The organism is Myxacorys sp., from assembly GCF_059501405.1.
This window is the reverse complement of sequence record NZ_JCACCM010000085.1, coordinates 1-22,486: the sequence shown is the minus strand read 5'-3', so window position 1 is coordinate 22,486 and position 22,486 is coordinate 1. Positions and strand designations below refer to the sequence as shown.

The window sequence follows — 22,486 nt, the reverse complement described above, 5'->3', positions numbered from 1 at the left end:
AAGAACTATTGCGGCACAAACAATTGACCTACTCTAGATTCAATTAAGCACCAAGTTCGAAGATTTGAGACACGAATTCTATCTGTGCTTGCACATCTCCTTTTTCAACCCCTTGAAGCTGTCCTTGACGAATCATGTTCATCGCCTTAAGTCCCCTCAACGTTTGTCTGGCGGTATTGAACGACTTGAACCCCATCATCGGTTTGACAATTCGCTTGATATTTCGGTGATCCGGTTCAATCCCATTGTTTAAGGACTTCACTTGCCTTAGTTCGGTCTCTATCAATGTTTGGTCGTTCTTCAGGGCTTCAATAGCCACTGAATAAGCCGCATTTTTGTCAACGTTGAGTTCTTCGAAGCTCGTGCAGCGACTCACGCGTGGTTTAGTGAGATGACTGGCTTTCAACCTTTTACGAAAGAAACGTGCCGCCGCTTTGCCATCTCGTTTGGCACTGGGCATGAAGTCCCAAGTATTGCCTTCAGAATCGACAGCTCGATACAAATATTTCCATTCACCTTTGACTTGGATGTACGTTTCGTCAACTCGCCACGAATCATTAGTTGGCTTTAAGTGCGATAGCTTCGCTACACGGATACGTGCGCGAATCCGTTTGTCCAACTCAAGAGCGTAGCTCAACACCCAGTGGTTGATGGTTGAGTGGTCACCCTCCATTCCCCTCTCAGCCATCATCTCTTCTCAATTCCGGTAGCTCAAGGAGCAACGGCAGTACCATCGGACGTTGGGCAGGATGATTTCCGGCAAAAAGTGTCGCTATTTGAACAGGGCAGGAGTAGACATCGCAGAGGTATCAGGTGAGTTTGGGCTTGACTACCTTACCACTAACCACTTCTTGCGACAGAACCGGGAACAGTACCCCAGCTGGCAGGGAAGTTGCCGACCTCGGCTTCAACAGTACAGGCAGCAACAATCTGATTGGTTATAGCGGTGTTAGCGATAACCTTTCTCAGTTCTTGGGATCTACCACACCTACTGTAGGCTTGAACCAGATTCTTGAGACCACCTTAGCTAACAATGGCAGTTCCACTCAAACCCTCGCCCTCGTCGCCGGTAACCCTGCCGTCAATGCGGGCAACACCAATCTCACGACTGACCAACGCGGCCATCGCTTGTCCCAAGGGGCTGTGGTCATATCGGTGCCTTTGAAGCTGTCCCACCACCCAACAGCCCACCCGTTGCTACCAACGACAGTCTCACCGGCACGGAAGGCACCCTGCTCACTGGCAACGTGATCACCAACGACAGCGACTCCGATAACAACCCCCTGACGTTCGCCAGCGTTAATGGCAGTGCGGCGAGCGTGGGCAGTGCGATCGCCCGCACTAATGGCCAACTCACCCTTAACGCAGACGGCACCTACACTCCCAATCCCAACGCCAACGGCAACGATTCCTTCACCTACACCCTGAGCGACGGCACCGGCACCTCCAACACGGCAACTGTCAGTCTCGTCATTGATGCGCCCCTAGTGGGGACGAATCCGAGTGTGGCAATTGCACCAAGCTGTTTGAATTTCATAGAAATCATGGGTTAGGTTAACCTTCCCTCATTGGGAATCCTGAAATCTATATTCACCAATGCCCCAGAGAGAAAACGATGAAACTACGGAGATCGGTTAAAGCTTTTGTGAACCTGCTTCCTGTCGTTGCCATTGCAGGCGTTGGGTTCTTTGCCTGGAGCAAGTACCAAGCCTCAGAAGCGGCTGCACGTCCTGATTATGAGGATGCAGATGCTGCTCTGGTAGCAATGAATCCTACAGGCGCGATGCCCTCTTCAAAGCGATCTCAAGTGGTGAGCGTGGCAGATGGCGATACGCTCACGGTCAGTTCTAGGGGGAAGAAAGAAAAGCTGCGGCTCTGCGGGATTGATGCGCCAGAAGTGGCTCATGGGAGTAAAGCGGGTCAGCCGTTAGGCAAAGAGGCAACTGAGAAACTGCGATCGCTCGTAGGCAATGCTGGAAGCGAGGTAATCGTCGTGCCGATCGAGAAAGACCGCTATGGGCGTACGGTAGCGGAAGTGGTTGTGCAAAAGCCTAACAGCGAAGAAGAAACGTTTGTGAATGGGGAGATGACTACGGCAGGACTGGCTTATCACTACAGCCGCTACTCTGATAGATGCGTGAATCGAGAGGCAATTGAGCGAGGGGAAGCGATCTCACGAGAGAAGCGGGTTGGAGTATGGGGTCGCACTACTGTGGTGAAGCCTTGGGAGTGGAGGAAGATGCAAAATGACAAGAGATAGTCACTTAAACAGTTGTATTACAGAGGATTTGTATTTCTGTTTGTGTGACCTTTCGACCTGTAACCTTGTTCAAAGTTTTTGAGAGCTTAGAAGCTAGGCTTATCTAGGAAAATCGATTACCATTGATTGCTAAAAATGGCTATAACTAACTTGCGGCAACGTTTTGGAGCTAATAACGGATTGTAAGTTGACACAAAAAGATTTATATACTTCGTTCCTCTTCAATAAAAGGACGAGCTAATTGATCGCTGGAATATTTGTCGAGTTCGTCTACTGCGGTTAGTGATAAATCTGTGCAAGGAATCGTGTCTGATAGAATTGCGCTTGCCATCGTACCAGTATGAATTTCGAGAATAGCTTCAGGAACTGCCTCAAAAATCAAGCGTTGACCTGGGAATACTACTCGCTCGAAATACCAATTCTGAACGTTAGTGATGCGGGCTATTTGAATTTGGCTAGTCCCATTTACGTAACAGCATAGTACTGAATTACTTGTCGATGAAGGTATAGGGTCGAGAATTAGAGAACGACGATACTCGGCTGTTCTAAGTGGTTGCTGTTCTTGTACTGCTTGAATCTGAGCACCTAATATCTCAGTAAGCCGACCCTCCTCAATTAATTCTTGAATTCGCTTAAATCCCTCTTCAGAGCCTTCAAAGATTAGTTTTACACTACCATCTTCCACTCTAAGAAGTGTTAGATTGACGTCTCCTGTGATCTGCTGAAGATGGGCGACAATCGCCTCTAGGCGCTGCTTATCGAACTCGTTGATGTTTCCACTTAAAACAAATTCATAGACTATTTTAGAAGGTGATTGAATGGTAATCGTGCGAGTGACAGAACCTTTTTCAGGGCTTGGATGTTTAGGATTTGCATCCCCCCTATCCATTGGGATGCAGTTGTCTTTCTTCTGTAGCATAGGCGTTAAATGTTCCTGAATTCCTGCTAAATGAATCGCATTACACCCAAACTCATAAGCCACTTCAACCCCAAATCCAGCCATTAAAGCATCATAAAAACCGATTGAAAATTCAATTGCAGCTTTATCACCAATGGCTTGATTCATTCCAACTACAAAATCAATGTGTTCAACGATAGCACTCGCTTGAATGTCTGAATAGCAAGCGTTTAAAACGACGCACTCGACATGACTAGCAAAGAGTTTGAACAGTCCTGCTAACGCCTCTGACGCGATTAGATGAACTTGTCCCAACTCATTCTCAAATGCTAATCCTGCATCTGCCGCTCCATGTCCAGAAAAGTGAACAATATGAGGCTTAAAGTCTAGGAGCGCTCGACGAATGTCCCTTGAACGAACGGCCCATACAGACTGAATCTCGAAGCGATCACGTTCCTTTGCCCGTCGCAATCCTTCTTGGATATCACGAGCCTCTTCATCCAAGCGAAGCTTGTTCGTTCCTTTTGGATTGGCTGTCAGGATGAGAATTCTTTTAACTTGTGCTTCGCTATTCATACATTAGGAACGAGTTTTATTTCTAGAATAACGATTCCAATTACTAATGTAGAGTTTTTAACAATCGTTGAAACTAGAACTGAGAAGCGCAAGGCGGCTTTACATTTGGTGCTTATCTAATCGATGTCGATTGTATGAAGAACACAAGAGAGGACATTAATAATCTTTACAACTTTGATAGAGAGGACAATTCGATACCACTTCCAGAAACAAACTTTCCCCTAGATCCTCAAACTGAATCATCCTTCCATCCGCATTCCTGACAATCCCAATGAACTCGTGCAGGATGAGTTTGCATCAGCGATCGCTCACAATTAGGACAGCGCCCCGTAAACATTGGATGCCAATCTAGCAGCGCGAGTTTCTGCTCTCTCGTCCACCGTTGAATAGGATCGATCACGAGTTCGCCGTCATAATACGAAGCTCCTTCTGGCTCCCACTGTTGTTCTACTGGCAGCGACGTATCAGCTTTAAAGTCGGAGCATTGAGCATCCACAATTTTGCATGGGTGAATGGTGCATGGCAGGTGAGGGTTGCGAGTGTTGTAGGAGCAGAGATCGCACTGCGAAGAGAAAGCCTCGTCTAAATAACTCATCATCTCTGCTCCAGATCTAAAGTAAGGCAAGCTCTTTCACAACTGCCGATTCCTCTATAATCTCGAAACTTTGACTTTGCTGTAACTCCTTCAGAATTTTTGTACCCCCTGAGCCAAATAGATGCAATTCGTCTTGAGCGCGAGTCATTGCTACATAAAGCTGTCGTCGAGCCAGTGACGCTTCTTCTCTATCAGAGTTACAGCAATCTGAGAATTGTTCTACCCAAAGCAACAGAACGGCTTTGAATTCTAACCCTAGAGATGATAGCGACGTGACTACTCGTATTCCAGGCTCTGCTACGTTATAGTTTCGTTTAGCATCATCATTTTCAGTAATCCAGTAACTTCTTAAACCTAAATCATCTAGTTGCTTTAGCATCCCATCAAATAGAGCTTGATCCTTCTCTCGATACCATCGGTACAGGATTGCAATCTCTCCTGGTGCATACCCTGACTGGGATAGCGATCGCACCTGTTTGACCAACGCCTCAACTGCCTCGCATTTTGATCCTGACAGATGCAGCATTGGTTTAGCTCCCTTTCGTAAAGCGGCCTCTGGTTCTACGATCGGAAACGTAATGTCATCCTCTACCATCACATCTCCACCCACAGGCTTTACCACGCTCCAAGCTGCCGTCAAAATCTCTTGAGTGTTGCGGTAATTCTGATGCAGCTTCTTAGACCGCTGACCTGTTGCTTTGATGCCGACTGATTTCCAGGTAAATTTCCGACGCTTATAGAGGCTCTGACTACCATTTGAAACAACTAACAGATCGCCATCCTGTGGGTCTTTCAATGCCGCGACACAGCAGAGAAACCAATCTGGCGAGAAGGTGTGAGCCTCATCGACTAAAACAGAATCCCATTTTTGTTCTAGGGGAAGTTGTTGAAGTCTTGCCAAGACTCGCTCACCAATTGGGGCTGCTCTAAAAGCTTGTAGATGTTAGAGTTGTGAGCCTGACTTGTCGTGATGTTAGACATCATTGCACCGAAACCCGCCGGAAAAACGAGCTTTCCTTGGAAGTTGCCGCTGTGGTGAGCCAGGATTGCTTCACCTTTGAGATTATCCATTGCTGCGTCGATGTAGCCTTTTCCCTGCTTTAGAGGCGACTGCTGGCTCTCAGAATAGGTAGCTCCGTTCTTTGTCTGCCTAATGCGAAAGAAATTGTTGTTCGCTTCCTCAATTTGATTTACGAACCATCCTTTGACCTCAATGACCAACAGCCCGAAATTTGGACCTAGAACGATAAAGTCAGGATGCAGCCCTTTCACTTGTGGCTCATACCAAACAATGAAATCATCGGGTAAGCGATCGCGCAGTACAGCAAAGAGCTTTTTCTCCCCTTGACTGGCTTTTGCCTGGATAAATTCGGGAAGCATTTGAGCCATAATTGCCTCTACATCTCATCTGATGGCAGTTCTAGATATAAATCTGGATTGAAGTCATTGATCGCTTCCTGCATCTCCTCAGCGCTGACCGTTCCTTGCTCGTGGGACTTTAACAAGTGATGCAGTCGGAAAATAGCCTCACCTCTAATTGCGCCAGTGAATAGCAGATACTCAATCTGTGCTGAAAAATCTATTTTTGCCATTGCTATCAACTCGTCGCCAACTGAGACAATTTCTTCAACTGCCGCTCTAACGTTGCAACTCGCTTCATTAAGGACTTAACCGAATCGAGGTCAGTGCGACCCAAATACTGAGCGGTGGCTATGCCTAGCCGAAGGCAACGCTTCCTGCACCACTTCACTCTCACTCTTACCCGTCTCTTGGCAAATGCCCTCAATCTGATCCTTCCAAACATGGGGAACCCTAGCCCCAACCATCGGCTTCTGACCATTGCCCATAATGCTTTTAGTTATCCAATGCGTTCTCTGAAAGATGTGATGATTCTCGTTGACGATTCAAGGCTGCAAGCGCTTTCAGATAGTTAGCGTGGCGGTAAGCCTTCTCATGCCGAGGATCTTTATAATTGCAGCGTTTGCGAACTTCTCCCTTCCGGTCGTAGATTACTAGCTCACAATGTTGAATGATTGTGAGTCCTCGCTCATATCCAATCGCTTCTCCTTGAGTCTCGAAAATTGCAGTGACACGCTTGCTGTTCTCTTTCTTGACTGCCCACCCTTCAGGATGAGGGACGACAAACTGATTTCGTTTTGGCATTGATCAGACCTCCTGAAATGTTGACGCTGAAAACTGAGTTAACCAATTGAAGCTAGGGTTCCCAGTCGGAGAGAAGCAGTCGCAATTGCTTTGCAAGCTCCGAAGGATCGATAGCTGAGCTAACGGAGTTGACCTTTACGGAGCAATTGCAGCAAGGTGGGGTTCGTTCTCAATAAAGTACTCAAAAATAAGTTGATTATTTTGGCCCACGAGACAATGCAGGTTCCAGACTCTAAACTAATCATAAAAAAACTGTTTTATGATTAGTTAGAATCTCGGTCTGGTAAAGCAAAAACGTGTGCCTGATAGGGGACGATTAGCGCTTCGCGCAACTCCGTAGGAACCGCGCCGGCTCCCCAATCAAAAACTTCGGAGTCGAGAACACCTACTGCCGAGTGAGGTGGATGCTTTGCTAGAAGCTGCCAAGGAGCATAGCCGTTATCCCGATCGAGACTACGCCCTTATCCTCATGATGTTTTGTCATGGATTACGAGCCGTCGAAGCGGCGATGCTGGAATGGCGGGATGTAGACCTGAGCCAAAACAATATTTACATTCGACGAGTCAAGGGAAGCCAATCTGGGGTTCATCCCCTAGAACATGATGAACGAGACGCCATTCTAAAGATTCAACAGCGTGATGTCGCTCAGATTTTTGTAAATGAACGACAGCGATCGTTTCTGATTCCTGTCACTGTTCCAGGTCGAGCAGACAAAGCGACGGGAATTTCGCGTATTGTGGAACGCATTGTCAAAGCGGCTAGATTGGGAATAGAGATTCATGCTCACATGCTACGGCACTCATGCGGGTATTGGTTAGCGAATGGGGGCTATGATACGCGGTTGATTCAGGATTATTTGAGGCACAAAAACATTTAGCACACGGTGAGGTAAACAACGCTGAATCCGGAGCGGTTTAGAGAAATTCGATGGAGGAATTGAGGGTGAGTGAGCAGCAGCTAGAAGATGAGATTGCTTTGATCGAAAGTCGGATCGATAAACTACTTTCCTGGACGCCGAGGCTTCGGCAACCATAATCTAATTCCGACAATGCTGATGATTCCCAATCCCCCTAGAACGACCCAGAGTTGACCAGGGCGATGAGTTCTGACATCCAGCGTTTCGGACTGGGACGTGTTGAGGAAACGATCGATTTGATCGCGCTGCGCAAACAGTTGACCATTTGCACTCCTTGACCAATTGTGCGTCAACGGGAGTTCTCCTTGTGACCCTGTGACCAAGACCAATCGGGAAATCGGTCGTCCTATCACATCGTTTTTCGACTGCACACGCGTTCTGATGAGGTCAGTTTTGGCAGCATGCAGCGTTTGTAAGTTACCGATCAGGGGTTCATGGGTCAGTTCACAGAGCACGCGACTGGTTTGAGAACGGCAATTGAAATGAGCTAGTTCACCCATGTCAACGATCGCACTCCTACCAATTCCGGTCACGGTCAAGGCGAGAACGGCAGTGGTGGTCAGTTTGAAGAGGAGAAGACGCGATCGCGCAGGGAGCATGAGGTCATCTTAGTGCCAAGAAATGAGCCAAAACGATAACCCATAATTGATTTGGAACGATGAGGGGGAGAGTGGAAGCTTTGGGGCGTAGGTTAGGGAGTGGGATGGAAGCGTCGCTATAGGCGATTCATCGCTTCTTCAAACTTAACGGCCAATGCTAGGAAACCATCTCGATCAGGATGCATATCGTCATACCAGGAGGGCTCTGTGGCATGGCGGCAATCGAGGTAGTGGACTCTAGCAGATTGAGCGACTCCTTGAATGACATCGTTCAGTTTGTCGATGATGGCGGCGCTGGCTGAACCTTTTGGGGTTGATACGCTCACAGTTCCTCCTACGCAGCTTCTGACTTTCTTAGAATCGGTTGCTTCGTGGTTGCCAGCGTTTCCAGTAGTGTTGCTGCTCGTACTGCGGAATCGTACAACTTAATTTCTTCTTGAAACCGTTGTGCGTTCTGTTTATAGTCAGGTGATGCTAAAACTTTCTGTACTGCCGCTCGAATTTGCTTGGGTGTTGGGGTGTTCGTTTTGAGATCAATTCCGGTGCCTGTCCATCCCTCTTTTGTTACTTTGATGAGAGTTAAGTAAGCTGAGAATAACGAGTGCTACTTAGAGGGATGAATCATTCACGCGCTCCAGTTGCCACGGTTGGCTTTATTGATGACTACTGTACTCAGTATCAATCCTTATTTGACGATGTGCGGAACTTCGAGTCGTTCAAATTTCTGCACGTTGGCATTCTCAGCTCGATGCCTCGCAAATCGCTGCCCGAGATCGCGAAGATAGTAGGACTTAAAGACGGACAAAGTTTGCACCACTTTTTGCGGGATGGAAGTTGGGAGATTGAGCGGGTGCGGCAAAAGCGGTTAGAAATCGTCAGAGCGATCATTGGGGCGAGAGCGATCATTTTGTGTATTGATGAAACTGGGGATGCTAAGAAGGGGAAAGCCACGGATTATGTGGCGAAGCAATACATTGGCAATTTAGGACAGACAGAGAATGGCATTGTTTCTGTTAATGCTTACGCTGTGGTTGATGACATCACTTACCCGTTGTTGTTCAGAATCTTCAAACCGAAGGCTCGACTGAAACCGGGGGATGAGTACAAAACAAAACCTCAATTAGCGGCAGAGATTATTGCTGAGCTACAAGCATTCGGATTTGTGATTGAGTTAGTGCTAGCAGATAGCTTGTACGGCGAGAGTGGCACAATGCTAGAGGTTCTTTACAAGCTGAAGCTCTCTTACATTGTTGCGATTCGCAGCAATCACGCCGTATGGTTGCCGTCAGGACAACAGGTTTATTGTGAGGACTGGATGCCATACGAGCAACCGTTGGTAGAACGTCCCACGGAACACCGCTACATCCGCGAAATTATTTTTGGCAGGCGACGAGCCATTCGCTACTACCAAATCACGAAGGGCAGGACTGAAGACCCCAATCAAACCGATACTTGGCAAATTATGACCAACTTAGAAGGAGAAATTCAGTTAGATGTTGGCAGACGTTACACCTTGAGGACTTGGATTGAGTATGGATTTCAGCAAGTCAAGCACCAACTCGGATGGCACAATTACCGACTAACAGACTACAAGAGTATCGAACGCTGGTGGGAAATTGTTTTGAGTGCTTACCTGTTGGTTAGTTGCCAGGCGGAGCAGTTCAAAAGACGACAGAAACTTAATGCTGGAAACTCAGAAAACACAACACCGCAGAACTTACCGTTCAGTCAGCATCCTCATTGGGAGTTGGGAAAAACCTGGAAAAGTGCGTTGAATAACTTGAGATTATTGCTGCAACCCTATTGTTGTTGGGGTTGGTTGGAGCCGTGGCTACAGGTTTTCCACGTTCCTGGACTCAGAAGAGCATTTTTGAAGTTGATGGATCTAATGGACACCTTTCACTTCGCTGCACTTCCGACTGCACAAGCAGCTTAGCCATCACCCCTCTGCTTCTCTCTCATCAAAGTAACAAAAGAGGGTTAGAAGTCTAGATCGAGGACATACTCGTAGAACTTCGACACCTTTGGTAAAAATTAGTGAATTAGCCTATGAACTGCTCTGACAATCTGAGGCAGATGTGACAGGATGAGAGGGTCTATTGTACTCAATCATTCCGTTAAAAATCAGCCGCATGAGCAATCAATTTCCCTCTCGACGAACCCAGCGATCGCAGTTACTGCAAGTAGCTGAATATACCTCAACAGCAGCTTCGGTCGTGGGCGTTGTTGTTTCAGCTCTGTCACAACAGGTAGTATATGCAGCGGCTCCGATATCTCTATCGTTGTGTCTCAACTTAGTAAATCGGCAGCGCTTTGAACGGCAGACAGAACAGCGGCTTAATGGGGTGATCGCTCACCTCGATCAACGAATTCTAGGGCTGTCTATTCCAAATTACACGGATTTGATGCAGCGAGTGGCTCAAATTCAGGAACAACTCACGGTAATTGAGCAACGTCAACACGATAGAACGACGGATCAAGCTGAGGTGAGATCGCAGCTTTCTCAACTCCATGAGCAATTTACAGCGTTTCAGCAAGGGCAAACTGCAACCACAACAAATCTAGCTGAATTGCAAACGCGGTTCTCCCAACTAAACGCACAGTTGGCATCAATTCAGCAGCATCAGGCTCATGCAGCGACGAGTCAGACAGCATTAGAAGCGCAAATCGCCCAGGTGCAGGAAACCTTCGCTACTGAAGCCTCGCAACCTGCTCAAAGTCTGACGAATCCGATCGAGCAGATTGTACAGCGAGTCGTTCAATTAAACGATCAACTGACAACACTTAGACAACGTCAAACTGATGAAACCACGAATCAAACTGAGCTAAGATCACAGCTTTCTCAACTGCAACAACAACTTACAGCATTTCAGCAGAGTCAAACCGCGATCGCGACGAATCAAACCGAATTGCAGACGCAATTCTCTCAACTAAACGCACAGCTCAGTTTGGTTCAGGAACGGCAACATCAAGCAGCGAGTCAGGCAGAGCTAGAAGCGCAAATCTCTCAAATACGAGAACGGCTGTCTCAAGAAATTCAGGCAGTTCGTCAAAACACTTCAACAACTCCTACTCTTGATGGGTTGGAAGCGCTGCAACAGGCGCTCCTCAGATTTGAAGAACAAATCGCTCAACTTCAAAAACGGCTGGCTGCGGTTGAGTCGCTTCAATCGGATGAATTGACTGAACTTGACATTGAGAATCGGTTGCCTGCCATTGCTCCGCAGGTTTCCGAAGAAATCGAACCACTGCAGATTTTAAGAGAGCCAGAAATTACAGATTTAACAACGGACTTAGAAGCCGAAATTAAGCCTCAAGTTCCTGATGTTCCTAACGAGGAGGAACCAGATAATTTACAGGTTTTGGCGCTGAATCTGGGAATCGATTTTGGCACCAGTTTCACGAAAGTTTGTTTTCGAGATATGGTCAACGATCGATCGGAGATCGTCACGTTTACCGATGACCTTACTCATCTAAAAGAAGCTTTGCTGCCCACGAAGATCGGAATTCTATCCGATGGCACGTTGATCACTGGTTTAACTGCTTCTGAATGGCAGCGCCATGAAGACCAAGTGCAGACCACGGTGGAATTCATCAAGATGCGCTTGGCGGAGTTTGATCTTCCCCAAGGTGCGGGAAGCTGGCAGCTTGAAACCTTACCTGGAGTAAGTGACGCTAAAACCGTTGAGAATCTTTGTGCTTACTATTTAAGTCGTGTCATTACTCGCGCTCAAGCTTGGATTCGTCTCAACAAACCAGAATTAATTATTAATCAGAAAATTGATTGGTCTGCTAATGTTGGCGTTCCTGTTGAATATTGCGATTCTAAAGCGATTGTGCGGTTTGAGAAAGCCCTTTCTCTCGGATGGTTGTTGAGCAATGAGCCTTTAACTGAGCCGATGACGATGCAAACCTTGCACGATCGCCTCGAAATACTTAGAGAAACCCTGAAAGAAACAACAACCGATTGCCGCGCAGTCCCAGAAATTGCGGCTGAAGTGTGGGCACTGATTAACTCCCGTGAAGTCGATGAAGGATTTTATGTTCTCTTTGATGTTGGAGACGGAACGCTAGACGGTAGTTCTTTCCGCTACTGGAACGATGAAGGTGAGAAGAAAGTTGATTTCTTCTCTGGCAAGGTTAACCCTTTGGGAGTGACTGCATTTTCTCAACGGCTGGCACAGGAGCTAGGGATTGCAGAACTTGATGTCAAAGATACGGTATGCGGCAACTCGACCCGCTATTCCGATCACTTTCAAACCAGCACGGCTCGCAAAGAAATTCAGCGGTTAGTTGCCAAAGTGATTCGAGACGGGAGTTCAAGATATGGTGAGCATGGTTTTAGATTGGTGCACGGTTCCAAGACAACCCTCGATATTTTGATTGGTGGAGGTGGCGGACAAACCTTGTTTTATGAGCGAGCAATCAAGTCCACACACCAAGATTTTCAACACGCGCAATCCGGTATTCCAGAATATAAAGTGGGATCACTTCCCATGCCCAAGGATCTAGAAACCAATGGTGTTGAGCACCACGAGTTCCATCGATTTGCCGTGGCTTACGGATTGTCCATTCCAGAGGGCGAGCAGCCAGAAATCCGACTTCCTAGCACGATGGAACAGACCAAACCAGCCCTTTCCAAGACAGAAGACCCAATGGGTAGACCTCCTAGATACGAAGATATGAGAGGTGCGTAACGTGAGCGACACCATTTGGAATCCCGCGATCGCAGGGCAAGAAGTGCGAGTCAAAGCCAATCCAGCACATCGGGGCATCACGACCGGAAGAACGCGTGCCTCTGGAACACGGCTATTAGTGCAAGTCCAGTTTTCACCGAATGAGAAGTCCTATAAACCCTACAACCTCCTGGAACTTTGCGGAGAACCAGAAGGACTGTTTAACTTGTTAGAACAGGGAAAATTTAGTGGAGCCGATGACCTGCGAAGAATTCTCACATTCGAGAAACTGAAGGGGCAATTAACCAACATTTTCTACAGCATGGAGTCGAGCAAAACTGACTTCTATCCGCATCAATTTAAACCTGTGCTGAAGTTTTTAGAGTCTCCGGTCGGGCGTTTGTTGGTTGCCGATGAAGTTGGATTGGGTAAAACGATCGAGGCAATGTATGTCTGGAAAGAACTGCAAGCTAGAGCCGATGCCCGTCGTCTACTCATCATCTGTCCGGCGATTTTGAGAGAAAAATGGCAAGATGATTTGCAACAACGATTTAACATAGTTTCCAAACTGACGAGTGCTCAAGAGCTTTTACAAGAAGTCAAACACGTCTTGCACAGTCAATACCAGCATCCCTTTGTGTGCATCGCCAGTTTAGAAGGCATTCGTCCGAGTGCCAATTGGGAAGACGAAATCAATTCGGGAGCAAGAGCGGAACTTGCGAGATTATTAGATCACAATCCAGTCGTCGATGAAGTGGGTTTGTTTGACTTAGTGATCATTGACGAAGCGCATTATCTGCGGAACCCATCTACGGCGACTCATCGCATGGGGCAGTTAGTGAGAGATGCGGCTCGTCATTTGCTGCTGCTGACAGCAACGCCTATTCAAACTCAAAGCTCGAATTTATACCAACTGCTGAAAATTATTAGTCCAGAAGACTTTTTTGACGAAACCATCTTTCATCAAATGCAGGAGGCAAACACCCCGTTAATTCATGCGTTGCGATCGTTGTGGAATCATCCCCCCGACTTCTCAACAGCAAAACGTAACCTCGATCGTGCCCTTCAATCCGACTACTTTCGAGAAAACTCTGTGCTACAGCATATTCAACAAATGTTGGAAACACCAGAGACGATCGACGCAGAAACCCAAGTTAGACTGGGTTACAAGCTAGAAAGCGCATCACTGGTGAGCCAATACCTCAGCCGCAGCCGCAAACGCGATGTGATTCCCAATCGAGTGAAACGTGACCCACAGACATTAACTGTTCCTTTCTGTGCCTTAGAGAAACAGATCTACGAGTCTGTCACTCAAACGATTCGTAAACAGAGCAAAGGTAAGCAAGGGGTGCCGCTCTTTCGATTGATTGCGCGTCAGCGACAAATGGCAAGCTGTCTTGTCGCTGCGCTGCAGTCTTGGTCAGAGCAGGGCATTCTCGATGAGATGCAAGAGGATGAGTTGTTTTGGGAGGATTTGGGCATATCAGCAGAGATTCAGTCTGAGATGCAAGAGTTCCCTGATCCTATCTTGCAATTAGAGGACATTGACTACAAGCAGCTCGAAGCCCAAGACACCAAGTATCACACCCTAGTTGAGTTTTTACGGCACGAACTCAAGAAAAATCCAAATGAAAAGTTTGTACTGTTCGCTTACTTTCGTGGCACACTCCACTATCTACAACGCCGTTTACAAGCTGATGGCATTCAGACTAGTTTGATTTTGGGTGGAATGGGCGATCGTAAATGGGAGTTAATTCAGCAATTTGAACAAGGCAAAGCATCCATTCTTCTATCGTCAGAAGTGGGCAGCGAGGGGATTGACCTGCAATTTTGTCGTTTTTTGATCAACTACGACCTGCCCTGGAACCCCATGCGCGTCGAACAACGAATTGGACGGCTCGATCGCTTAGGACAAAAAGCTGAGCGCATCTCGATTATCAATTTCAGTTTGGTCGATACCATTGAAGAACGCATTCTCGATCGCTTGTATCAACGCATCAATGTGTTTCAGGAAAGCATTGGCGATTTAGAAAACATTCTCGGAGACGCGACCGAAAAACTTCTCGTCACCCTCTTTGAACCCGAACTTACCGACGCCGAACGCCTCCAACGCGCTGACGAAACTGCAAGTGCACTTCTCAAACAAGGCGTTGAACAAGAGCGACTCGAACAAGAAGCCATCAACTTAATGGCGTTCTCTGATCAAATTCTCAACTCCGTGACTAAAAGCCGCGACCAAGGCAGGTGGGTCACGTCAGAAGAACTATACTCCTTTGTTGAAGACTATTTTGCCCGTTATTATTTGGGAACCACCATCAAACCTATCCCTCATCAAGAAGCGGTCTTTGAGATTAGGCTGACCGAAGATGCCAAACTTGATTTAGAACAGTTTCTCAAACAACATCGACTTGCAACACCAACCCGCTTACATCGCTCGTCCGCTCTGTGTCTATTTGATCCTCGCGAAGCAACTAGCAAAGCAGACAAAGGGAAACCGATCGAGTTGCTTGACCCCACTCACCCGCTCATTCAGTGGATCAGACACAGGTACGAAACTGATGCTCACAAACTCCATCCCATTGCAGCAATTGAGTGTAGGCAGGCAGACCTTGGGGCCGCTCCAGGACACTATGTGTACGTGATTCAGCGTTGGTTATTTCAAGGGTTGCGCTCTGAGAGCCGTCTTGCTTACAAAGTCGCTCACTGCTCGAATGAACAATTATTGTCAGATGAGCAATCAGAACGCTTTGTTTATCGAGTCGCCCGCCAGGGTAAAGCAAAACTCAATGCCGCCAATTTATTGGAGGACATAGATCAAATTCTGGCACTTTGCAGCGATTGTGATGCTGCTTTAGAAGAGGCTTTTGAACAAGCATCGAAGGAATTTGATGCCGAGAATAACAATCGTTGCAGCGTTCAAGAACGCAGTGCCGAAAACTATGCCGATCGCCGCCGCCAACAACTCGAAGACCGCATCCAGCAGTTTCAGCAATCAGGCAGGCTCCGAATGCTGCCTGCAACAGAAGGATTGCTCAAAAAGGTCAATCGAGAATTAGAAACAAAGAAGCGGGAGATCGCTGATCGCCGCAATACAGAACTCAAACTCATTCAACTTGCTGCAGGTGTTATTTTCGTCCAATGACACAATAAGGCCCTAAAGTAGGTTGTGTCGCAAAAATGGTAGGGTGAGGAAGCTTAATTTCCTCTGACCCTAATCTAAATGACGTTCCAATCTCTGTTTAAGTGGAGACACGTCTTGCCCGACATCATCATGCTAAATGTGCGGTGGTATTGTCGCTACCCGTTGAGCTACCGGGACCTAGAGGAGATGATGGCGGAGCGAGGGGTAGAAGTGGCGTCCTACGGAGCTTCGCGAAGCGAACTCATTCCACGATTCACCGATGGGTGTTGAGCTACGCCCCAGAACTAGACAAACGAGTTCGTTCTTATCTGAACCCGACGAACGATTCGTGGCGAGTCGAGGAGACGTACATCCAAGTCAAAGGAGTCTGGAAATATCTTGATAGTGCTGTAGACTCAGCAGGCAACACGTTGGACTTTTACGCCCAGTGCAAAGCGGGACGGGAAGGCAGCGGCGCGGTTTTCTCGCAACGTGCTGAAGGCAAAACACACTGGAGCACCACGGATGATTACAGTCGATAAAAATGCTGTCTATCGGGTGGCAGTCGAAGCCTTGAAACGAGATGAAACCCTAGCAGCAGAGACCGAATTACGGCAGAGTAAGTACATGAACAACATGATTGAGCAGGATCATCGAAACATCAAGCGAATCGTGAAACCAATGATGGGCTTCCAGTCGTTTAACAGCGCCAGAAGAACCTCCAGTGGGATTGAAGCGATGAATATGATTAGAAAAGGACAAGTGAAAGGGATTGAACAAGGGGATTGTGTTCCTCAAGCCAAGTTTATTGAAGCAATTTTGGAGTTGTTGCTTAAGGGAATGCAGACGACACAGATAGTTTGCTCTTAAGAAGTTTTTGCGACATAACCTAAATTTGCGATACAGCCAATACAATAGAAAAAACCGATGAAATAACGAATACAAGAGAATAACAATGATAAGTTGATTCTGAAGAATAGAATAAAGTATTCGTTCTGGAATCAAGCTGGGATTTTTCGCTCAATTTTCAAGAGCCAGAGATGTACGTTGAGCAAGTTCTAAAGACCTACTTGACCCCGTCATCCTCAGAGGCGGTGTTAGGCAGCGATCGCCATTAGCTGACTACTCAATGACAGCGACATTGGCTGAACAGGCTTCCTAAGCACTCGTTGCGTATCTCGTGGGCATAAGCAGATGAGGCGATTCTATTGGAAGTCGTGAAACTGACATAAGTGCTTATCAAAAGGTGCAGTCAAGGTGCAGTTAAGTTTGCCCATCTGCTCTTGTAGGAGCGTATCTAGATGTGTAATATGAGGCAGCCACAATCTGAAACATTGGTGCTGATGATGACTACAAATCGCGAAACCGATAGTGTTCAAGCAACTCTACAAGGCATCAGACTTGTCCGTGACAGTGTTCGCGACAGAATTTGGCAAGAGCGGCAGCAACGGAGAGAAGAAAATTGGGAACAGACCTACACGAGAGAAGATTTGGCAATCCAGGCGGGGATAGGCATCGACACCTTGAAGAGGTTACTGAGAGGTATCAGGGTGAGAAGAACTTCTGCTGACGCGATCGCTCGATTTCTTGGGTTGGAACTAGCCGACATCATTGAATCCAGGCGAAGTCAGCGACCTTCAGACTTTTACGTTAAACGCTCACCGCTTGAATCTAAATGTTATGAGATGATCTCTTCGGAACCAGGCGCTTTGGTTCGGGTCAAAGCACCCCATCGAGCCGGCAAAACCTGGTTTGTCGAACAACTGTTGCACCAGGTGAAAGAGAAACAAGACCAGTATCAGTCTGTGACCTTGAGCTTCTGTGATGCCGATCATGCCGTTCTTACAGACTTACAGACATTCTTGAGGTGGTTTTGTATTAGTGTTGGCAATAGCTTAGAATTGCCCAACCAACTGGACGAAAGATGGCAGGATGATCTAGGTAACAATAGCAACTGCACGAATTATTTCCAGACTTATCTATTGGCAGGCATCAATATGCCTCTAGTCCTTGTTTTAGATGATGTTGACCTAGTTTTTGAAGAGCGCGAAGTTGCGGATGACTTCTGTAAACTTCTCAGGGGTTGGTATGACGGAGCAAGGAGAGTTCGTGGTGATACTTGGCGTAATCTCCGCTTGGTAATCGTACACTCTACAAATATCTATGGTGCGCTTGACATTAATTACTCGCCACTAGCAAATGTTGGAGAAGAATTTTCTTTGCGAAATTTTTATCTGAAGGAGGTGCAACAATTAGTTCAGCAGTATAACTTGCACTGGCAGGCGGAGCAGGTTGAACAAGTCATGGCTTTAATTGGAGGAAATCCTTACCTGATTCATGCAGCGCTCGACTACCTGACGTTGCACCCAGAGACGACGTTAGAGCAATTTTTGCAAAGTGCAGCCACAGAAGTAGGTCCTTACCATAATTACTTAGGAGAGCTTTTGAGTACGCTTCGGCAGAATTCAAATTTAGCCGTTGCTTTCAAGGATATCGTGAACTCAGCGACTCCCATCCGAGTTGAACCCGCCTATGTTTTTCAGCTATACAGTATGGGATTGGTCGAAGTAGAGGAAAGAGGTGAAGTGCCGTCTTGTGAGTTATACCGCCAGTATTTTCGAGATCGTCTATAGGATTAACTTTTGCACTCTCTCAAATCACCAGAGGTATGACTCATCACCCTACTTATCACTATGTTGTCGGTGGAACCCTGTTTTCTGATGCTAGCAGTTATGTCACGCGACAAGCAGATCACGATCTGTATAAAGCACTAACGGCTGGCGAGTTTTGCTACGTGTTCAACTCTCGACAAACCGGGAAATCTAGTTTGCGAGTGCGAATGGAAAGCCGACTAGAAGCAATCGGAACTTTTTGTGGGGTGCTTGATTTTTCAGTTCGTAACACCAAGGATCAACCGGAACAGTGGTATGCAGATACGTTCGATGAACTCGTAAAACAGTTCGATCTGGGGATTAGTCTAGCTTGGTGGACTGAACGCAAAGCGCTTTCTCCAGTTAGACGACTAAGCAATTTCATTGAAGAGGTATTATTGCCAGTCGTACCTGGGAGGATTGTCTTATTCATTGATGAAATTGATAGTGTTCTGAGTTTACAGTTTCGAGTTGATGATTTTTTTGCATTGATTCGAGCTTGTTATAATCGCCGTGCAGATCAGCCAGAGTATGATCGACTCACCTTTGTCTTGCTGGGGGTCGCAACTCCTTCGGATTTGATCCAAGACAAGAAATCCACTCCCTTTAACATTGGTCAAGCGATTCAACTTACGGGGTTCGGGCTTGAAGAAGCCAAACCTTTAGCAAGGGGGTTAATTGGTCAAGTTGCTGATCCTGAAGCAGTCTTGAAGCAGGTGTTGAGGTGGACGAGTGGACAGCCTTTTCTAACCCAAAGGCTTTGTGCGCTGATCCAGGCGAGTCAACAATTTATTCCAACAGGTGAGGAGGCGGAGTGGGTTGAGAAGCTTGTGCGATCGCGGATGATTCAAAACTGGAAATTTCACGATGAAAAAGGTCATTTCAGCCATATCCGCGATCGCCTTTTGGTCAACGATCAGCAAGCCTGTTTCCTGCTCGGATTGTATCAGCAAATTCAACGCAATCAGGCCGTTGCTGCTGATCACAGTGCAGAGCAATTGAAATTGTGTCTGTCTGGATTAGTAGTAGAGCAACACCATCAGCTAAGAATCCAGAACCGGATTTATGGCGAGGTTTTCAACTCAACTTGGGTCGCTGAAGAGCTAGCTAAAAAGCGCCGTCTCTATGGTGATGCTTTGGGAAACTGGTTCGCCTCTGGTTGTCAGGATGATTCATGGCTTTTAAATGAATCGACCTTCCAAGAAGCAATGGAATGGGCAAAAGACAAACATCTCAGCAATGAGGATCAACGGTTTTTGGCTGCCAGCGCTAACAAACTGAATCGGCGAAAGATCCAGCGGTTAACTCGGCAATTAACTCGACGGTTCATTTACCTTGCGCTGCTGATCGTTCTGGTACTTAGCCTGGGGTTTGTTGGGAGCAGATTGCAGGAGGCAAAACAACAAACTGAGCGATTGCAAGCCGATCAGCTAGTGAACGAAGCTCAAGTGTCTAGTCATCCCCGCATTAGTGTATTACTGTCGCTGGAAGCAATGCAGAAATTCCAAAACCAAGGACGTTTCTCCCCAGAGGCAATGCAGGTTCTGTATCATCGATTAGATGTTCTGCCCCGTCTGCTCAAAACCGTGGAACATCCTGATGATGTGAAAACAATTGCCTTTAACCGCACCGGGGAACAACTGGTGTCTACTAGTCTGGATGGTATAGCAAAGGTATGGGATGTATCAACTAGCAAAGAAATTAGCCATCTAAATAATATTGGTAAAGCGAATGCTGTTGCTTTCAGTTCTGATAATGACGCGAAATTGATCGCGTTTACCCCGCAGGGGGAACCGCTTCGTAACGCGAGCAATGACAGCATTGAAATACGAGAAACTAGAAGCTGGAAATTGATTAGACGCTTAAAGCTCCCGCTCTATGTCAATGCGATCGCATTAAGTCCTGATAGTAAGTTCATTGCTGCTGCGACTGTCGATACCGTTAGTCTAAATAAAACGGGTGAAGATCAGATTACAGCTAAGATTTGGGAGATAACAAGCGGCAGACTAATCTCATCTCTAAACCGAGGCAATAGCGTGAACGCTTTGAGCTTCAGTCCCGATGGAGAGTCGATTGTGACAGCAAGTGCTGATGGGACTGCTCAAGTTTGGAATACAGCAAGCGGACAACCTGTAGGACAATTGCTGAATAAGCATAAAGGTGCGATTCTCGATGTTGCATTCAGTCCTGATGGAGAGTATGTGGCAACTGCTAGCTTGGATAAGACAGCAGCCGTGTGGAAAGTTGGAGGCGATCGTCCACTCATAACATTAGGGCATGAGCAGGCGGTAACGGCTGTATCGCTGAGCCATAACAGCAAATGGATTGTTACTGCAAGTACGGACAAGATGGTGAGAGTCTGGGACATCGCGAGTGGCAAACCGATCGCTTACATTCCTCATAAAGACTTTGTGAGTGCTGTCGCCTTCAATCCAAGTTTAGAAAACGAGACACTGATTGCCACTGCGAGCTTGGATAATAAAGCCCGCTTGTGGAAAATCAAGGATAATGCAACGCTGATTCGCCTAGAACACAATAGCCCTGTGACCGCTGTGACATTTAATCCCCAAGGCGATCGGATTGTCACTGCAAGTTTAGATGAATCCAAGGAGGAGCGCATCTTGAGAGTTTGTGAAGCAACGAATGGTCAGAAACTAGAATGTAAAGAGGCTGAAACTGAAATTAGTGCAAAGCGCAACTCCGAAGGAATCGCAATCAGCCCAGATGGACGCTTTAGAGTGATCGCGAGTTCTGATTTCTCTAATAAAAACATGACAGTACAGTTCTGGAAAACTAACAGTGGGGACACTGCTACTGTGGATATAAACCAGAACAAAAGTGTGAATAAGTTTATTATTACCTTGAGCCAAGATAACAAGTTCTTTGCCACTGCTAGTGATAATGTAGTACAGGTTTGGAGAGTACCCGATGATCATCAGTTTACCCGTAATCCCAAAGCTTTGCTGGAGGCTAGTCGTCAAGTTCAGCAGTTTTCCTGGGAGAGTTCTAGTTCTGTTGAAGCGATCGCGTTGAGTCCTGATGGCTCACAACTGGTAGTAGCGGGAGCTGATAATACAGCGACATTATGGGATGTGGCACCAAAACGACCCTTAGAACAAAAGCGACCCTTAGAACAGTGGAATCATGATAATAAAATCAATGCAGTGACTTTTAGTTCACAGGGTAACTTCATTGCGACGGCGAGTGATGATAATAAGGCAAAAGTATTTCAGAAAAACGGGCAACAATGTGCGACGCTGCAACATGAGGGGGGTGTTGTTGCGATCGCGTTCAGCCATAATGAAAAATATCTAGCGACAGGAAGCTCAGATAGTAAGGGACGTGTCTGGAATGTAGAGCGTTGTGAGGAAGAGAAAGGGAAAGGTATACCATTGAACCACGAAGGAAAAGTCAATGCTATTACCTTTAGTTCTAATGATGAGTTCCTTGCCACAGCAAGTGATGACCGAACAGCAAGGGTATGGGAGAGATCTAGTGGTCAGGAAGTTGCGCGCTTAGACCATGCAAAGCAGGTAAAGGCCGTCGCCTTCAAGCCTCAAGATGATCAACAGATTGCAACAGCTAGTGATGACACAACAGCAAAGGTATGGTTCTGGCAATTAGAAGATTTGCGTTCTAAAGCGTGTGAACACATCACGGATAACCTTACACAGAAGGAGTGGGAGCGCTACATGAGCAATGAGAACTATCGAAAGAGCTGTCCTTGATTGATAGATGTTTGCTAACGATCATTAGAACAATCCACCCGATTCGGTTTGCCATTGGTATTCGGTTTGCCATCGATCGGATTGAGCAAACGCCTAGTATCTTCAGCCGCCTTTCGCATTTGCTCTCCAATATCTAGCTTCTTTTGAGTCAGAGTAGTATGGAGATATTTTTGTAAGATGCAAGTTGCTTCGGCATATTGAGGAATAGCAGGACGGAGCACGACCGGGTGAGGCTTCTGATTTTCGAAGAAGTCTAGAATTGCTGGATAGTGACTGTAGCGTTTGACGAGTTCTGAGTCCTTA

At 46.8% G+C, this 22,486-nt stretch carries 18 protein-coding genes and 3 pseudogenes; 10 read left to right on the top strand and 11 right to left on the bottom strand.

The genetic code is table 11. The annotated features are described in order from the left end of the window. Positions 1-43 precede the first annotated feature (43 nt). A pseudogene (locus AC5I6P_RS09065) lies at positions 44-763 on the bottom strand (IS6 family transposase). A gap of 50 nt (positions 764-813) precedes the next feature. Here AC5I6P_RS09065 and AC5I6P_RS09060 point away from each other — a divergent pair. The 3 genes from AC5I6P_RS09060 to AC5I6P_RS09050 all read left to right on the top strand — a co-directional run bounded on the left by AC5I6P_RS09060 (position 814) and on the right by AC5I6P_RS09050 (position 2,260). Then, entirely contained in the window at positions 814-1,251 is a 438-nt protein-coding gene (locus AC5I6P_RS09060; RefSeq protein WP_495693421.1) for a choice-of-anchor Q domain-containing protein, read from the top strand. Further along, positions 1,152-1,553: an Ig-like domain-containing protein gene (locus tag AC5I6P_RS09055; RefSeq protein WP_495693427.1), complete on the top strand. Its 402-nt coding sequence runs from the start codon at positions 1,152-1,154 to the stop codon at positions 1,551-1,553. Before AC5I6P_RS09060 ends, AC5I6P_RS09055 begins: the two co-directional genes overlap by 100 nt. A gap of 62 nt (positions 1,554-1,615) precedes the next feature. Next, entirely contained in the window at positions 1,616-2,260 is a 645-nt protein-coding gene (locus AC5I6P_RS09050) for a thermonuclease family protein (RefSeq protein ID WP_495693420.1), read from the top strand. A gap of 202 nt (positions 2,261-2,462) precedes the next feature. Here the strand turns inward: AC5I6P_RS09050 and AC5I6P_RS09045 are convergent, their stop codons facing one another. The 7 genes from AC5I6P_RS09045 to AC5I6P_RS09015 all read right to left on the bottom strand — a co-directional run bounded on the left by AC5I6P_RS09045 (position 2,463) and on the right by AC5I6P_RS09015 (position 6,492). After that, positions 2,463-3,734 (bottom strand): DUF1830 domain-containing protein, encoded by a 1,272-nt coding sequence (locus AC5I6P_RS09045; protein ID WP_495693419.1) that lies wholly within the window; start codon positions 3,732-3,734, stop codon positions 2,463-2,465. Between the two features lie 229 nt (positions 3,735-3,963). After that, positions 3,964-4,332 carry a hypothetical protein gene (locus AC5I6P_RS09040; RefSeq protein WP_495693418.1) on the bottom strand — a complete coding sequence of 123 codons (369 nt, stop codon included), beginning with the start codon at positions 4,330-4,332 and terminating at the stop codon, positions 3,964-3,966. 13 nt (positions 4,333-4,345) lie between these two features. After that, positions 4,346-5,230 (bottom strand): DEAD/DEAH box helicase, encoded by an 885-nt coding sequence (locus tag AC5I6P_RS09035; protein ID WP_495693417.1) that lies wholly within the window; start codon positions 5,228-5,230, stop codon positions 4,346-4,348. After that, a complete protein-coding gene (locus AC5I6P_RS09030; RefSeq protein ID WP_495693416.1) occupies positions 5,203-5,718 on the bottom strand; it encodes a nuclease-related domain-containing protein in 516 nt (171 codons plus the stop codon). The genes AC5I6P_RS09035 and AC5I6P_RS09030 overlap by 28 nt, the downstream gene beginning before the upstream one ends. Positions 5,719-5,726: 8 nt before the next feature. After that, positions 5,727-5,921 (bottom strand): hypothetical protein, encoded by a 195-nt coding sequence (locus tag AC5I6P_RS09025; protein ID WP_495692130.1) that lies wholly within the window; start codon positions 5,919-5,921, stop codon positions 5,727-5,729. A gap of 90 nt (positions 5,922-6,011) precedes the next feature. Then, the gene (locus AC5I6P_RS09020) at positions 6,012-6,176 is read right to left on the bottom strand and encodes a hypothetical protein (protein ID WP_495693415.1); all 165 of its coding nucleotides are present in this window, start codon (positions 6,174-6,176) and stop codon (positions 6,012-6,014) included. Between the two features lie 7 nt (positions 6,177-6,183). Beyond that, positions 6,184-6,492, bottom strand: a complete 309-nt coding sequence (locus tag AC5I6P_RS09015; protein WP_495693414.1) for a DUF2188 domain-containing protein — start codon at positions 6,490-6,492, stop codon at positions 6,184-6,186. Between the two features lie 388 nt (positions 6,493-6,880). Here AC5I6P_RS09015 and AC5I6P_RS09010 point away from each other — a divergent pair, with 388 nt between their 5' ends. After that, positions 6,881-7,369, top strand: coding sequence for a tyrosine-type recombinase/integrase (locus AC5I6P_RS09010; protein WP_495693426.1), 489 nt, complete (start codon positions 6,881-6,883; stop codon positions 7,367-7,369). 122 nt (positions 7,370-7,491) lie between these two features. Here the strand turns inward: AC5I6P_RS09010 and AC5I6P_RS09005 are convergent, their stop codons facing one another. Further along, positions 7,492-8,007, bottom strand: a complete 516-nt coding sequence (locus tag AC5I6P_RS09005; protein WP_495693413.1) for a hypothetical protein — start codon at positions 8,005-8,007, stop codon at positions 7,492-7,494. 116 nt (positions 8,008-8,123) lie between these two features. Continuing rightward, positions 8,124-8,333 carry a hypothetical protein gene (locus AC5I6P_RS09000; protein WP_495693412.1) on the bottom strand — a complete coding sequence of 70 codons (210 nt, stop codon included), beginning with the start codon at positions 8,331-8,333 and terminating at the stop codon, positions 8,124-8,126. A 290-nt stretch (positions 8,334-8,623) separates the two neighbouring features. On the opposite strand from AC5I6P_RS09000, the gene AC5I6P_RS08995 reads away from it, so the two are divergent. From AC5I6P_RS08995 to AC5I6P_RS08970, 6 genes and pseudogenes are all read left to right on the top strand, one after another. Continuing rightward, positions 8,624-9,943, top strand: a complete 1,320-nt coding sequence (locus AC5I6P_RS08995; protein WP_495693411.1) for an IS701 family transposase — start codon at positions 8,624-8,626, stop codon at positions 9,941-9,943. 196 nt (positions 9,944-10,139) lie between these two features. Continuing rightward, a complete protein-coding gene (locus AC5I6P_RS08990; protein ID WP_495693410.1) occupies positions 10,140-12,704 on the top strand; it encodes a hypothetical protein in 2,565 nt (854 codons plus the stop codon). A gap of 1 nt (position 12,705) precedes the next feature. Next, positions 12,706-15,825 (top strand): SNF2-related protein, encoded by a 3,120-nt coding sequence (locus tag AC5I6P_RS08985; protein ID WP_495693409.1) that lies wholly within the window; start codon positions 12,706-12,708, stop codon positions 15,823-15,825. Between the two features lie 78 nt (positions 15,826-15,903). After that, positions 15,904-16,674, top strand: a pseudogene (locus AC5I6P_RS08980) (IS6 family transposase). Between the two features lie 440 nt (positions 16,675-17,114). Further along, positions 17,115-18,437 carry an AAA-like domain-containing protein gene (locus AC5I6P_RS08975; RefSeq protein ID WP_495693408.1) on the top strand — a complete coding sequence of 441 codons (1,323 nt, stop codon included), beginning with the start codon at positions 17,115-17,117 and terminating at the stop codon, positions 18,435-18,437. A 35-nt stretch (positions 18,438-18,472) separates the two neighbouring features. Next, a complete protein-coding gene (locus tag AC5I6P_RS08970) occupies positions 18,473-22,183 on the top strand; it encodes an AAA-like domain-containing protein (RefSeq protein ID WP_495693407.1) in 3,711 nt (1,236 codons plus the stop codon). Positions 22,184-22,197: 14 nt separating this feature from the next. On the opposite strand, the pseudogene AC5I6P_RS08965 reads toward AC5I6P_RS08970, so the two are convergent. Continuing rightward, positions 22,198-22,486, bottom strand: a pseudogene (locus tag AC5I6P_RS08965) (hypothetical protein); the annotation flags it as partial.

Excerpts from the sequence above, each read along its gene's own strand:
- AC5I6P_RS09050 (WP_495693420.1), top strand. The coding sequence starts at position 1,616 with ATGAAACTACGGAGATCGGTTAAAGCTTTTGTGAACCTGCTTCCTGTC.
- AC5I6P_RS09045 (WP_495693419.1), bottom strand. The coding sequence starts at position 3,734 with ATGAATAGCGAAGCACAAGTTAAAAGAATTCTCATCCTGACAGCCAAT.
- AC5I6P_RS09040 (WP_495693418.1), bottom strand. The coding sequence starts at position 4,332 with ATGATGAGTTATTTAGACGAGGCTTTCTCTTCGCAGTGCGATCTCTGC.
- AC5I6P_RS09030 (WP_495693416.1), bottom strand. The coding sequence starts at position 5,718 with ATGGCTCAAATGCTTCCCGAATTTATCCAGGCAAAAGCCAGTCAAGGG.
- AC5I6P_RS09025 (WP_495692130.1), bottom strand. The coding sequence starts at position 5,921 with ATGGCAAAAATAGATTTTTCAGCACAGATTGAGTATCTGCTATTCACT.
- AC5I6P_RS09020 (WP_495693415.1), bottom strand. The coding sequence starts at position 6,176 with ATGGGCAATGGTCAGAAGCCGATGGTTGGGGCTAGGGTTCCCCATGTT.
- AC5I6P_RS09015 (WP_495693414.1), bottom strand. The coding sequence starts at position 6,492 with ATGCCAAAACGAAATCAGTTTGTCGTCCCTCATCCTGAAGGGTGGGCA.
- AC5I6P_RS09005 (WP_495693413.1), bottom strand. The coding sequence starts at position 8,007 with ATGCTCCCTGCGCGATCGCGTCTTCTCCTCTTCAAACTGACCACCACT.
- AC5I6P_RS08995 (WP_495693411.1), top strand. The coding sequence starts at position 8,624 with ATGAATCATTCACGCGCTCCAGTTGCCACGGTTGGCTTTATTGATGAC.
- AC5I6P_RS08990 (WP_495693410.1), top strand. The coding sequence starts at position 10,140 with ATGAGCAATCAATTTCCCTCTCGACGAACCCAGCGATCGCAGTTACTG.
- AC5I6P_RS08975 (WP_495693408.1), top strand. The coding sequence starts at position 17,115 with ATGAGGCAGCCACAATCTGAAACATTGGTGCTGATGATGACTACAAAT.
- AC5I6P_RS08970 (WP_495693407.1), top strand. The coding sequence starts at position 18,473 with ATGACTCATCACCCTACTTATCACTATGTTGTCGGTGGAACCCTGTTT.